The 12,885-nt window shown below is 71.2% G+C and carries 12 protein-coding genes; 5 read left to right on the top strand and 7 right to left on the bottom strand.

Going from position 1 to position 12,885, the window contains the following annotated elements; genetic code table 11:
* The first annotated feature begins 9 nt into the window (after positions 1 to 9).
* On the top strand, positions 10 to 549 hold the full coding sequence (locus AC1DW0_RS13070) for an N-acetyltransferase family protein (RefSeq protein WP_477946276.1): 540 nt from the start codon (positions 10 to 12) through the stop codon (positions 547 to 549).
* A gap of 94 nt (positions 550 to 643) precedes the next feature.
* Positions 644 to 2,473, top strand: coding sequence for an acetate--CoA ligase (locus AC1DW0_RS13065; protein ID WP_477946274.1), 1,830 nt, complete (start codon positions 644 to 646; stop codon positions 2,471 to 2,473).
* On the opposite strand, the gene AC1DW0_RS13060 is transcribed toward AC1DW0_RS13065, so the two are convergent.
* Positions 2,411 to 3,043 carry a LysE family translocator gene (locus AC1DW0_RS13060; RefSeq protein ID WP_477946272.1) on the bottom strand — a complete coding sequence of 211 codons (633 nt, stop codon included), beginning with the start codon at positions 3,041 to 3,043 and terminating at the stop codon, positions 2,411 to 2,413. The genes AC1DW0_RS13065 and AC1DW0_RS13060 overlap by 63 nt on opposite strands.
* A gap of 50 nt (positions 3,044 to 3,093) precedes the next feature.
* On the bottom strand, positions 3,094 to 3,597 hold the full coding sequence (locus AC1DW0_RS13055) for a hypothetical protein (RefSeq protein ID WP_477946271.1): 504 nt from the start codon (positions 3,595 to 3,597) through the stop codon (positions 3,094 to 3,096).
* 162 nt (positions 3,598 to 3,759) lie between these two features.
* On the opposite strand from AC1DW0_RS13055, the gene AC1DW0_RS13050 reads away from it, so the two are divergent.
* From AC1DW0_RS13050 to AC1DW0_RS13040, 3 genes are all read left to right on the top strand, one after another.
* Positions 3,760 to 4,224 carry a GyrI-like domain-containing protein gene (locus AC1DW0_RS13050; protein WP_477946269.1) on the top strand — a complete coding sequence of 155 codons (465 nt, stop codon included), beginning with the start codon at positions 3,760 to 3,762 and terminating at the stop codon, positions 4,222 to 4,224.
* A 66-nt stretch (positions 4,225 to 4,290) separates the two neighbouring features.
* Positions 4,291 to 4,584 (top strand): hypothetical protein, encoded by a 294-nt coding sequence (locus AC1DW0_RS13045; protein ID WP_477946267.1) that lies wholly within the window; start codon positions 4,291 to 4,293, stop codon positions 4,582 to 4,584.
* Between the two features lie 18 nt (positions 4,585 to 4,602).
* Positions 4,603 to 5,565, top strand: coding sequence for a helix-turn-helix domain-containing protein (locus AC1DW0_RS13040; RefSeq protein ID WP_477946266.1), 963 nt, complete (start codon positions 4,603 to 4,605; stop codon positions 5,563 to 5,565).
* Here AC1DW0_RS13040 and AC1DW0_RS13035 read toward each other — a convergent pair.
* Genes AC1DW0_RS13035 through AC1DW0_RS13015 form a run of 5 tightly spaced genes read right to left on the bottom strand, consistent with a single transcriptional unit; the run spans position 5,552 to position 12,860 of the window.
* The gene (locus AC1DW0_RS13035; protein ID WP_477946264.1) at positions 5,552 to 6,721 is read right to left on the bottom strand and encodes a VWA domain-containing protein; all 1,170 of its coding nucleotides are present in this window, start codon (positions 6,719 to 6,721) and stop codon (positions 5,552 to 5,554) included. The two genes, AC1DW0_RS13040 and AC1DW0_RS13035, sit on opposite strands and share 14 nt — an antisense overlap.
* Positions 6,718 to 8,913 carry a DUF5682 family protein gene (locus tag AC1DW0_RS13030; RefSeq protein WP_477946262.1) on the bottom strand — a complete coding sequence of 732 codons (2,196 nt, stop codon included), beginning with the start codon at positions 8,911 to 8,913 and terminating at the stop codon, positions 6,718 to 6,720. Before AC1DW0_RS13030 ends, AC1DW0_RS13035 begins: the two co-directional genes overlap by 4 nt.
* A gap of 1 nt (position 8,914) precedes the next feature.
* On the bottom strand, positions 8,915 to 9,997 hold the full coding sequence (locus AC1DW0_RS13025) for an ATP-binding protein (RefSeq protein ID WP_477946260.1): 1,083 nt from the start codon (positions 9,995 to 9,997) through the stop codon (positions 8,915 to 8,917).
* Positions 9,994 to 11,535 carry a DUF5691 domain-containing protein gene (locus tag AC1DW0_RS13020; RefSeq protein ID WP_477946258.1) on the bottom strand — a complete coding sequence of 514 codons (1,542 nt, stop codon included), beginning with the start codon at positions 11,533 to 11,535 and terminating at the stop codon, positions 9,994 to 9,996. The genes AC1DW0_RS13025 and AC1DW0_RS13020 overlap by 4 nt, the downstream gene beginning before the upstream one ends.
* Positions 11,532 to 12,860, bottom strand: coding sequence for an SWIM zinc finger family protein (locus AC1DW0_RS13015; RefSeq protein ID WP_477946256.1), 1,329 nt, complete (start codon positions 12,858 to 12,860; stop codon positions 11,532 to 11,534). The genes AC1DW0_RS13020 and AC1DW0_RS13015 overlap by 4 nt, the downstream gene beginning before the upstream one ends.
* Positions 12,861 to 12,885 lie beyond the last annotated feature (25 nt).

Raw genomic sequence — 12,885 nt, 5'->3', positions numbered from 1 at the left:
GCGCTGACAATGGCCACCATGCCCGCACCCCGCCACGACATCCGCGCCGCCGAGCCGCGCGATCTGAAAGCCATCGTCCAGCTCATCGGCGAGCTTGCCGAGTTCGAGAACCTGACCCATCTGTTGCAAGTCACGCCAGAGAAGCTCGAGCCGCATCTGTTTGGCGATGCTCCCGCGGCCGAGTGCCTGGTTGGCATGGTGGACGGTGAGGTGGTCGCCTTTGCGCTGTTCTATACCAACTTCTCGACCTTCCTGGCCAAGCCCGGCCTCTATCTGGAAGATCTGTATGTGCGCCCCGCCCACCGCCGCAGCGGCCTGGGCAAGGCGCTGATCATCGAGCTGGCCCAGACAGCCTGCGAGCGCGGCTATGGCCGTTTCGACTGGACGGTGCTGGACTGGAATGAGGACGCCATCCGCTTCTATGAAGGCTTGGGCGCCGACGTCATGCCCGAGTGGCGCATCTGCCGCCTGACCGGCGACGCGCTGGAGCGCTATGCCGACGGCGACCGGCCGAGCATGTGGTCTCCCTCAGCTTGGCTCGGGCTCTGACCTGACCGCCCGGTTTCTGCCCCGGGCAATCCATTAGCCCGGGCATTGCCGGGCTGGCTAGCATTCGCCCCCTTGTCCCAACCGGGGGTGGCCCATGGCGGAAGACCGATACGAGCAGCTGCACGGCGCCTTTCGCTGGCAGGTGCCCCAGGACTTCAACATCGCCGAGGCCTGCTGCGGCCGCTGGGCGCGCGACACCCCCGACGCCACGGCCATTTATTTCGACAGCGAAAGCGGCTGCCGCGCCCACTACAGCTACGCGCAATTGCAGCGGGCCGCCAACCGGCTGTCCAACGCGCTGCTGGACCAGGGTGTACGCCGCGGCCATCGTGTGGCCATCGTGCTGCCGCAGCGCTTCGAGACGGCCGTCGCCCACATCGCGATCCAGCAGATTGGCGCGGTCGCCATGCCACTGTCCATGCTTTTCGGCGCCGAGGCGCTGGAGTACCGGCTGCAGGACAGCGGTGCCGTGCTCGCCATTGCCGCCTGCGAAGCCCTGCCGGCCCTGCGCGAGGTCAAGGCGCGCTGCCCGGCGCTGCGCCGCATCCTGGTCGTGGGCGAATGCCCGGTGGATTGCGACGAGCTGCCGTGGATGCAGGCCCTGCAGGCCGAGGAGGCGCGCTTCAAGCCAGTGGCCACTCAGGCCGACGACCCGGCCATCCTGATCTACACCAGCGGCACCACCGGCAACCCCAAGGGTGCACTGATCCCACAGCGGGCGTTGATCGGCAACCTGACTGGCTTTGTCGCCAGCCAGAACTGGTTCGGTTTCGATCCATTTCCCGATGTCACTGAGACGATCAGGCCCTCTTCCCTGGGGAAGAGGGAGCGGGAGATGGGAGGCGGCAATGAAGGGCCTCGGCCCAGCAAAGGGCTCCAGAAGACGGACGCCGTCTTCTGGAGCCCTGCCGACTGGGCCTGGACCGGCGGGCTGATGGATGCGTTGTTGCCCACGCTCTACTTCGGCCGCCCCATCGTCGCCTGGCAGGGCCGTTTCTCTGCGGCCAAGGCCTTCGAGCTGATGGCGGCCTACGGCGTCACGCATGCCTTCCTGTTCCCGACGGCGCTCAAGGCCATGATGAAGGCCGAGCCTCGCCCGAAGCGCCATGCGCTGAAGCTGCGCGCGCTGATGAGCGCCGGCGAGGCCGTTGGCGACGCGGTGTTCAACTGGTGCCGCGATGCGCTGGGGGTGCCGGTCAACGAGATGTTCGGCCAGACCGAGATGAATTACGTGGTTGGCAACTGCCAGGCCCTGTGGCCGGCCAAACCAGGCAGCATGGGCCGGGCCTACCCGGGCCACCGCGTGGCGGTCATCGATGACGAGGGCCGGGAATGCGCGCCCGGCGAGACCGGTGAGGTGGCCGTGAACGCGCGTGACCGCCACGGCGATCCCGACCCGGTCTTCTTCCTTGGCTACTGGAACAACGAGGCCGCGACGAAGGCCAAGTTCACGGGCGACTGGTGCCGCACCGGCGACCTCGCCCGCAGCGATCGGGACGGCACGCTCTGGTACGAAGGCCGGGCGGACGACGTCTTCAAGGCCGCCGGCTATCGCATCGGCCCCGGCGAGATTGAGAACTGCCTGCTCAAGCATGCGGCCGTGGCGAACGCGGCCGTCGTGCCCAAGCCCGACGCCGAACGCGGCGCGCTGGTGAAGGCCTATGTCGTGCTGGCCGACGGGCATGCTGCTAGCACCGCGCTGGTGGAGGCCCTGCAAGCCCATGTGAAGGCGCGCCTGGCGCCCTACGAGTACCCGAAGGAAATCGAGTTCATCGACGCCCTGCCGATGACGACGACGGGCAAGGTGCAGCGGCGCGTACTGCGGCTGCGCGAGCAGGAACGGGCCGAAGCTCGATCTGATTCAAGCCGCGCGGTTGCGCAGCCTCAGCAGGCTCAGCCCCAGCAGCACGAACAGCCCGCCTGAGATGCGGTTGAACAGCCGCAGATGCCGTACCTCGGTCAGGAAGCGGCGCAGCGAGCGGAACAGGCCCACATAGACCGCGTGGGACACCAGGGCCAGCACGGTGAAGGTCAGGGTGAGCAGCAGGGTCTGCAGTAGCAGTGAATGGCCGGGTGTCAGGAACTGGGGGAACAGCGCCGTGAAGAACAGGATGGCCTTGGGGTTGGTGACGGCCACGCCCATGCCTTGCAGGAAGAGCTTGCCCGGCGTGTGCGGCTGGTTGGCCGACGCCGGGGCATCCAACCGCAGCGGCGCGCTGCGCCACTGCTTGATGCCCAGATAGATCAGATAGCCCGCGCCGATGAGCTTGACGACGAGGAAGGCCGAGGCCGACACCGCCAGCAGGGCGCCCATGCCGGCGGTGGCGGCGCCCGACACGATGAGCAGGCCGGCCGCATTGCCCAGCGAGCTGAACACCGTGTGCCGCGGTCCCACGGCCATGGCGTTGGAGATCGCGAGCAGCACGCCGGGGCCCGGCGAAAAACAGGTCAGCAAGGCCACGCCGCAGAACAGCAGCCAGGTCGAGAAAGGCATGGGGACTTCCGGGTCAGATCGACGACCCTGCCGAGTCTATGGGGAGGGCCTTAGCCCCCGGGCGCGCGCTGGTATTGGATGCGCCAGATCAGCGCCCAGGTCTTGCCGCCATCGGTGCTGCCTTCCCAGTCCCACATGAAGCTGTCGGGCTTGATGTCGTAGAAGCGCATGCGCTGGCCCTTGATCTGTTCGCCGACGGGCTTGAGGTCGGTCGCGAAGAATCGTGTCTCGCCGATGCTGCCGCCGGTCAGCGCGAAGAAGCCGCCCTGGTTGTCGGCCCAGGCCTGGTGCCAGACGCCGGCCTTGTCGAGTACCGACAGCGAGCGGCCCAGCAGCCGCGGCGCGACGGCCGGGTCGCCCTCGAAGTTCTCCTCGATGACCTGGCCGTCGAGGATCTTGCCGACGCGGTTGCGAGCCTGGCCCGGGCTGCCGTTGGCGTTCTGCCAGGTGACGATCCAGTCGCCGACCCAGAAATCAAACAGTTCGGCCGGCGCGGCGGCCTGGGCGGGCGAGAGCAGGGCGGCAAACAAGGCAGCGGCAAGGAGCTGGCGCATGGCGGGTGTGGGCAGTGATGAGGGCACCAGCCTAGGCGTGCAGTGCGGGCACCGGTGTTGCAGAAATTGCTGCTCGACACCGGTTGGTCGAAAACGATGCCCGCCGTTCGTCGTAGCGTGGGCACCTCCACGGGCGCCTGTTTCGCAACTTCGAGGACCGCCATGCCACTCCAGATCATTGACCGACCCGCCGTCACCGTCGTCGGCCTGCAGATTCGCACGACGCCGATGTCGCCCGATATCCGGGCCCTGTGGCCGCGCTTCGTGGCCCGCATCCCAGAGGTCGCGCAGGCCATCGAGGCCAGGACCACCTACGGCGTCATGCACAACCAGTCTGACGCCGGCTTCGACTACCTGGCCTGCGTGGCCGTCGAGCCGTCGGCCACCGTGCCGGCGGGCATGACGAAGCTGACGTTGCCAGCCGGGCGCTACGCCTTCTTCAGCTTTCCGTTTTCAGAGCTTGAGGCGGGCTTCGGCGACATTTTCGAGCGCCAGCTACCGGCTTCGGAAGATGTCCAGGCCGCCGGTCCGCTGTTCGAGCGCTATGGCCCCGACTTCTGTCCCGATGAGCCCGGATCGCCGGTCGAGGTCTATGTGCCGGTGGCGCCCAAGGCCAAAGGTGGCTGAAGGAGGCAGGGCACGAAGATTGCCCCGGCCGCCCTGTCCGTCAGGCTTTCTGCCAAGGAGCGAGTCATGCCCGCGCAGCCGACCCACCGTCTGAGCGTCACCCTGCCGGCTGTGCTGATGCTGGCCCTGCTGGGCGCCTGCCGGCGCGAAGTGCCGCCGCCGCCCGTGCCGCCGTCCGAGCCGCTGCCCAAGGTGGCGCCGAGCACCGACCTGCGCGGTGCCTCCGACCACCCGCAGGCGCCGCCCGCCGTGGGCGCGATGACGGCCGGGCAGGACGCGGGCGGTGCGCGCTCGCGGCCGATCCAGCCCAGCGGCGGCGATGGCACGCCGGCCGCATCCGCCGCGAGCAGCCCGCGCTAGGCGCCTAGACTTGCGCGCATGATCCTGCGCGAGTTGCCCGACCTGGCGCCGCGGCCACTGACGGCTGCGAACGCGGGGTTCCGGCAGTGGTTCGCCCAGCACTGGGGGCAAGAGAACGCCGTCGTCATGGGTTGGTCCCGTGGCGTCGAATTCCCGCCGCACACGCAGACGCTGTCCATCAAGCGAGCCTGGGGCGGCGAGGGCGAGGACTATCTGCTGCCGGGCCGGCGGCTGCGCGTCGACACCGAACGCTGCCTGATCCTGAACCAGGGCGGCCACTACGGCGCGCGCATCCGCAGCCGCGAGCCGGTGCTGAGCTTTGGTGTCTTCTTTCGGCCCGGCATGGCCGACGAGGTCGCCCACGCGGCGCACCAGACGCCGGCCGACGTGCTCTCGGCCGACGGCGAGAACGGGCGTAAAGCGGCAGGGTTTGCCGAGCATCTGCGCCCGGCCGATGGCGCTTTGAACCTGGAGCTGACCCAGCTGCGCGATGCCATTCTTGGCGGCCGAGGCGCGGTGCTTGGTGACGTCGGCGACGAGGCCTGGCTGGAGGAGAGCCTGCAGTCGCTGCTGTGGCGCATGCTGGAGGCCGAGCCCGGCTGGCGCTCGCGCAGCGGCCGCCTTGCGACCCTCAGCCGGGGCCAGCACGTCGAGCTGCTGGCTCGCCTGGACCGCGCCACCGATTTCATGTTGAGCTGCCACGCTGACGCATTGACGTTGGACGACATCGCCGCGGTGGCGCGGCTGTCCAAGTACCACTTCGTGCGTTGCTTCCGTGCGCTGCAGGGCTGCACGCCGATGGCCTGGCTCGCAAGGCTGCGCACCGAGCATGCTGCGCGCCTGCTGCTGGACCCGGCGCTGTCGCTGGACGATGTCGCCGCCCGCAGCGGCCTGGGCTCGCGCCAGACGCTGTTCCGTCAGCTCAAGCGCCGTGGCGGCGCCGGTGGGCAGGCACTGCGCGAGCGGCTCAGCGCGACGTAGCCAGCCCCTGGCCCGCGGCCCAGGTGGCGATGTCATCGCGCCGGATGGCCGCTGCCATCAGGCCGGGGAAGGCGTCCGGCGTGCAGGCGAAGGACGGCACGCCCAGGGCGGCCAGTTTGGCGGCCAGTTGGTGGTCATAGGCCGGTGCACCCTCGTCGCTCAGCGCCAGCAGCGTCACGAACTGCACGCCGCTCTCCACCAGCTCGGCTGCGCGCTTCAGCAGCCCGGCCTCGACGCCGCCCTCGAACAGGTCGGAGATCAGCACGAGGATGGTGTTGCGCGGCTCGCGAATGATGGACTGGCAATAGCCCACCGCGCCGTTGATGTCGGTGCCGCCGCCGAGCTGCACGCCGAACAGCAGCTCCACCGGGTCGTCGAGCTGCTCGGTCATGTCGACAACGGCCGTGTCGAAGACCACCAGCTTCGTGGACACCGCCGGCAGCGAGGCCATCACGGCGCCGAAGATGCTGGCGTAGACGACCGAGTTGGCCATGGAGCCGCTCTGGTCGATGCACAGCACCACCTCGCGCTGCGGCCGCCTTGCCTTGCGGCCATAGCCGATCAGCGTCTGCGGCACCACGGTGCGGTGCTCGGGCTGCCAGTGGCGCAGGTTGGCGCGGATGGTGCGGTGCCAGTCGATCTCGGCATGGCGCGGCCGGCGGTTGCGCTGGCTGCGGTCCAACGCACCGCTGATGGCCGAGCGCAGCGGCTCGTCCAGGCGCTTCATCAGCTCGTCGACGACGCGTCGTACCACCATGCGCGCCGTGTCCTTGGTGCCGGCCGGGATCACGCGCGACAGCGCCATCAGCTGGGCGACAAGGTGCACGTCGGGCTGCACGCTGTTCAGCATCTCGGGCTGCAGCAGCATGTCGCGCAGGTTCAGGCGCTGCAGGGCGTCGCGCTGCATGACCTGCACGACCTGGCTGGGGAAGTAGCGGCGGATGTCACCCAGCCAGCGCGCCACGCTGGGCGCCGAGCCACCGCGGCCGCCGCGCCGGTCGCGCGACTGCAGGCCACCGGGGCCCTGAGCGTCGTAGAGAGCCGTCAGCGCCTGGTCCATCTCCTGCGCCGGGCCGCTCAGCCCGCCGCACGCGGCCTCGGCCTCGCCGCCCAGCACCAGGCGCCAGCGGCGCAGGCGTTCTTCATCGGCACTCATGCGGGCAGCTCCAGCAGGCGCCGCAGCAGCGGCAGGGGCAGCGCGGCGCGGGCCTCGTCCCAGTCGGCCGCGCCGCCGATTTCGGCGGTGATGGCGCCGCGTGCGGCACGAGTGCCCAGGTCGCGGCGCTCGCCCGCGGCGAAGTGCGAGAAGCTGCGCCGCACCAGCGGCAGCACGGTGATGAAATGGTCTTCGCCCAGTCCCGTCAGCCAGTCATCCACAAGGCGCCACACCGCGTCGTCATGCAGCAGCACGACGGCATTGCGGTTCAGGAAGCCGTCCAGCCAGGCGGCCGCATCGGCCGCGGGCGCGCCGGCCGACAGGTGCAGCGACAGCTGCTGCGCCGCGCGTTCGCTGTCCCAGTCGCCGCCGTCAAGCAGCAGCCGTGTCGCCAGGCCCTGCAGCAGCTCGTGGGCCGTCGGCAGGCTGGCCAGCTGTTGCAGCGCCTGGCGCCATGCGGCGCTCTGCGCATCGCCCGCGCGCAGGCCCACCGCGGCATGCGCGGCCAGCAGGTGCTCGCGCAGCGCATCGGCCGCGGTCTCGTCCAGCGCGGTGCAGGCCAAGGGCAGGGCGAGCGCCGCGCGCACGATGAGGCCGTCCAGCAGATGGCCCACCATGGCCGCGTCGGTCTGGCGCACATTGCCGTAGCGGAAGACATTGGCCAGGGCCGGCAGCGCGGCCAGCAGCTGGGCGGTGTCGCCAGTCAGCGCGGCGCGGTCTTCCAGCGCGCGCGTCGTGGCAGCGACGGCGCCTTGCAGGTCGGCCAGCAGCACACGGTCGACCAGCTCGGACAACTCGGCCAGGCGCTCGATGCTGGCGCTGCGCTCGATGGCGCGGGCGGTGGCGGCCTGGGCCACGGTCTGGCCCCAGCGGCTGGCCTCGATGAGGCGCAGCGCGAACTCGGGCTGCCATTGCAACGTCCACACCTCGTGGAAGCTGCCGCGCGAGGAACGGCCCAGCCTGGCGACCTGGCCCCAGGGCAGGTCGATCAACAGCAGCCGGTGCAGCAGATGGCTGCGCGCGAGGTCGTTGGGCTGGCGCAGGTCCAGGTCCAGCGTCTTCTGCAAGGCCTCGGCCTTCAGGCGCAGGCTCTTCTGCGTCTGCTCGAGGTCGCGCTGCAGCGGCACCGTGGGCACGTCGGCAGGCACCTGACCGAAGCGGTCGCCCACCACCAGGGCCTCGGCCAGGAAGCGCAGTACGGCCTCGTCGCCCAGCGTCAGCACCGTGCGCGTGGCCTCGTGCAATTCCTCCAGCCCCGGCGCCGGGCGGCCGCGCAGCGCGGCCAGCGTGTCGGCCAGTCGGGCGGCTTCGATGAGGTGGGCGGACGAGCAGTCGAGATCGCGCGCCCGCATCAGCGCAGCCACGCGGGCCAGCCAGCCGATGGCGCGCGGCCGGTCGCCCGCGGTGCTGGCCCACAGGTGCTCGTACCAGCCGGGCGAGGCGATGCCGGCGCCATAGCCGCTGGCGCGCGTCAGGTGGCGGTAGGTCCAGGGCACCCAGGTGCAGGCGATCTTGAGCTTGGCGCGCCCGGCTTGCGCTTCTTTCAACAGCGCGGCGTCGGCCTTGGCCGCGACCTCGGCTTGCAGAGCGGGCAGATGCCAGGCGCCGCAAACGACGGCGATGCGCTCGAAGCCTTCCTTGCGCGCGGCACGCAGGCATTGGCGCATATGGGCCTCGCGCAGCAGGGTGTGGGGGTCTTCGTCGCCGGCATCGGCGCGCAGCGCGGCCATGGCTTCGGCAATCGCGGCGAAGAGCTGCTCGCCGTCGCCGCGCTCTTCCACCTGGTCGTTCCACCAGGCCTCGCCATCGGCATAGCCGGCGGCTTCGGCCAGGCGGCCGAGCGGGTCTTCGCGCAGCGGCGTTTCGTCCTCCTCGGGCCGCGTCAGCGACAGCGCCACCGGCAGGTCGATGAAGCGCGCCGGCACGGCGGCCATCGCGGCCCAGCGCAGCGCCTGCCATTCGGGCGAGAACTCGGCGAAGGGGTGGTAGACGGCGCGGCCGGGTTCGTCGGGCGCATAGCTCAGCAGCGCGACGGGCGGTTGCATGCCGTCCTGCAGCACCGCGGCGACCAGGCCATCGGCCTCGGGCGGGCCTTCGATCAGCACGCAGTCGGGCTTGAGCGCGTCCAGTGCCCGCACCAGGCTGCGCGCGCAGCCGGGGCCGTGGTGACGGATGCCGAAGAAGTGATCCACGTCAGTTCAGTTCACGGAAGGCGCGGTAGAGGTCTTTCCAGTCGCTGCGCTCCTTGACGACGGTTTCCAGGTATTCCGTCCACACGGCTTGGTCCTGCACCGGGTCCTTGATGACGGCGCCGATCAGGCCGGCCGCCATGTCGGCCGGGCGCAGCACGCCGTCGCCAAAATGGCCCGCCAGCGCCAGGCCGCTGTTGATGACCGAGATGGCCTCGGCGGAGGACAGCGTCGACGTTGGCGACTTGATGCGCGTCTTGCCGTCCTCGGTCTGGCCGCTGCGCAGCTCGCGGAAGATCTGCACCACGCGCTGCACCTCCTTCAGCGCCGGCGGCTCGGCCGGCAGCTCCAGCGCGCGGCGCATCTCGCCCACGCGCTTGGTGACGATGGCGATCTCGTCCTCGGCGCTGGCCGGCACCGGCAGCACGACGGTGTTGAAGCGACGCTTCAGCGCGGCCGACAGTTCGTTGACGCCCTTGTCGCGGTTGTTGGCCGTCGCGATGACGCTGAAGCCGCGCACCGCCTGCACCTCGCTGCCGAGCTCGGGGATGGGCAGGGTCTTCTCGGACAGCACGGTGATGAGGCTGTCCTGCACGTCGGCCGGGATGCGCGTCAGCTCCTCGACGCGGGCGATCTTGCCGGCGCGCATGGCCTGCATCAGCGGGCTGGGCACCAGCGCCGCTTCGGACGGCCCGTGGGCCAGCAGCTGGGCGTAGTTCCAGCCATAGCGCAGCTGCTCCTCGCTGGTGCCGGCGGTGCCCTGGATGAGGCGCGTCGAGTCGCCGCTGATGGCCGCAGCCAGGTGCTCGGACACCCAGGACTTGGCCGTGCCGGGAACGCCATAGAGCAGCAGCGCGCGGTCGGTGGCCAGCGTGGCGACGGCGATCTCCATCAGCCGCGGGTCACCGATGTACTTGGCGCTGACCGCGAAGCCGTTGTCCAGCCGCCCGCCCATCAGATAGCGCACGACGGCCCAGGGCGACAGCTCCCAGTTGGTCGGGCGCTGGCGGGTGTCGGCGCGCTTGAGCTCAGCCAGTTCCTCGGCGAACTGGGTCTCGGCGTGCTGGCGCAAAACATCGGCGGTCATGGCGTCCTCGGGGTCAAGGTGTGCAGGGCGCGACGCGCGCTCACGATGCGTTCAACCGTGAGCAGCGCCTCGGCGCAGGAAGGGGTTTCGTCGGCCCGGCGCGGCAGGGCGGCGAGCGTGGCCAGGCTGTCGGCATGCGCGGCGCAGGCGAAGTCGCTGAGCAGGCCGCGCAGGCCGTAATCGGTGTTCAGCGTGCCGTCGCCGATCTGCTTGCTGAGCGTTCGCGCCAGCAGGGCGGACAACTCGGCCGACAGCGCCTGGCCGGCCGCGCAGGCGTTCAGCGCATGCACGAGCACGGTGGCGGTGGGTTGGGAGCCGCCGCTGGCGTAGCGCAGCAGGTGGCGGTCGCGCGCGGCAGGTGCGAGCAGGCCCAGCACACGGGCGGGGTCTTCGCGCAGGCTGGGCGGCCAGTGGTCGAGCAGGGCGTCGCACCAGTCATTCGCCGGTGCGGCGAACAGCACCTCGGCCCAGCCGCGGATCAGGGCCTCGGTCCAGTCGGTGCCCGCGGCCCAGGCCAGCAGCTCGGCTGCCGTCATGCCGGTGTGGCTGCGCCACCAGGCCAGCGGAGTCTGGCGCACCAATTGATAGAGCCACCAGGCGCGCTCGCCGAGCGCATCGTTCTGCGGCCGGGTCGCGTCGAGTTGGTCGGCCTTCCAGTCCGCGGCGGCTGCGGCGGGCGCATCGATCTGCCAGCGCTTGCGCAGCAGGCCGCGTTCCAGCACGAGCAGGGGTGACAGGCGGGCGGCGGCGCGCTGCGGATGGGCGGCCGTGGGCAGGCGCAGCAGCAGTTGCAGCGCAGCCTGGCGCACCTCGCGGCTGCGGTCAGCGCGCAGTTGATCGAGCAGCGGTTCGTCGTCGGGATTGAGGCCAGTGACCAGTGCGGTGACGAGGTCGGCGCGCTCGCGAGCAGGCAGTTCGGCCAGGGCGGCTTGCAGGCGCTCGCGGGCGGCCGCAGGCTCGGCCTGGCGGGCCTGCGTGAACCAGGCGCGGCGCTGCTCCAGCGTGCCCTCGGTCCAGGCTGCATCGCTGCCTGTGGCTTCGCTGGCACCGGCGGCAAATGCCCAGTCGGCGCGCTGGGCGGCCAGCCACAGGCCGCGTTCGCCCAGCACGGTCAGCAGCGGTGCGCGCAAGGCCACGGAGCGGCGGCCCAAGTCCAGGGCCTGCGGCAGCAGCCGGGCAGGCAGGCGCCGGGCGGCCTGGCCGACGCGCAACAGCGCCTCGTGTTGCAGGCGCGTGGGGCCGTCCTGCAGCACCCAGTTCAAGGCATCGAGGGCGGCGCCGGCTTCGAGCGCGGGCCGCGCATCCTCCGGCGCGGCGGCCGGCAGCGGCTCGGACCATAGCGAGCCCTGAGCCCCGGCCAGCGAGCAACTGGCGAGCACGGCTGCGGCGCGCAGCAGGCCTGTGGCCGGTTCGGTGGCGGACTCGGCGGCCTGGCGGGCCAGGCTGCCGATGTCGCCCGCCGGCAGCGGCCAGGGGCCGGGCTGGCGGTCGGTGCCCACGGTGGCGGCGGGCAGCAGGGCGGTCCAGGGGCCACTCATGAAGGGCTCCTCAGCCACAGCAACTCGTCGCCACGCCAAGCCGTCAATGGCGCCAGGGCCTGGCCGTCCCATTCGGCCGTGACATTCAGCGGCCGGCCGCCGGACAGGGCCAGCAGCGTCCAGACATCGGCCTCGCGCAGGGCCAGTGGCAGCGCGCGGCCGTCGACGATGAGCAGCAGGCGTTCGCCATGGCGCAGCGGCAGGGCGTCACAGAGCACGATGGGATGCAGCCCCACCCAGGGGCAGCCGGCCACGCGGCGGGCCACGGCCTGGAACTCCTCGGCGGCCTGGGTGGCGGGCCAGCGGGCGGCGCCAACGGGCGCGGCCGTGTCCACCAGCAGGGCGCGCAGGCCGCTGCCGCTGGGGAAGAAGGCCAGCGTCGCGTCAACGGCCGTGCCGGTGACCCAGGACTGCTCGAAGCCGCGGCCACCAAAGGCGTGGTCAAGGATGAAGGCGCGGCGGCCGCTGCGCTCGCCGTGCAGCCAGACGCGGCGCTCGGTCAGTCGGTCGTCGCGGGCCTCGGTGGCGCTGCCCAGCACCGTCCAGCGGTCGGTCTCGCGCGGGCCTTGCGCCAGCACCTCGTCGCGGTCCATTGGCCAGCCGGCGACGATGCGCAGGTCGGCCTGTTCACCGGCGCCGAGCTGCGCGCGCCGGCTCAGGGCCTCGCAGGCGAGCTGCAGCAGGCCCAGGCGCACCAGCGTCTGCTCGGGCCAGTCGGCGCCGCGGCGCACACCGGCCGCGGCGGCCTGGATGCGCTGGCCCAGGCCCGGTGCCTGCGCATCGACCATGCGGCGCGCCATTGCGGCCCAGCTTTGCAGCGCGCTGTCGTCGAGCACGCCCAGGCCGCGGGCGATCTGGTCGGCCAGCCAGCGCTGCAGGTCCTGTGCGGCGGTCTCGATGCGTTGCCAGCGCTGGGCCTCGCGCTTGTCGGCCGCTTCAGGGTCGGCCGGCGCGGCGCTGGCCTTGGTGGCTTGCTTCTCGGCCTGTTTTTCCGCCTTGTCGGCACGGCCGGCCAGCCATTCACCGACCCAGGCCGGCGCATCGCTGGCGGCGAAGTCGGTTGGCTGCTGGGCCCGCATCAGCAGCAGCGCCAGGCCGTGCTTGCAGGGGAATTTGCGGCTCGGGCAGGAGCAGCGGAAGGCGGGGCCGGCGAGGTCGACCTGGGTCTGGTAGGGCTTGGCGCCGCTGCCCTGGCATTCGCCCCAGACGGCGGCGTCATTCGCGCCGAGGGTGGGCCATTGCGAAGGCCTGACCAGGCCGTGGGCGGCCTTGGCCGAGGCAGCATCCGGTGCGAGCGCGAGTACGGCTTCCGAGGTCAGCGACATGCTGGCCATTCCCCCTGATTTTTTG

This window comes from Roseateles sp. P4_D2 (genome assembly GCF_056401875.1).
This window is presented reverse-complemented; position numbering and strand designations above follow the sequence as displayed.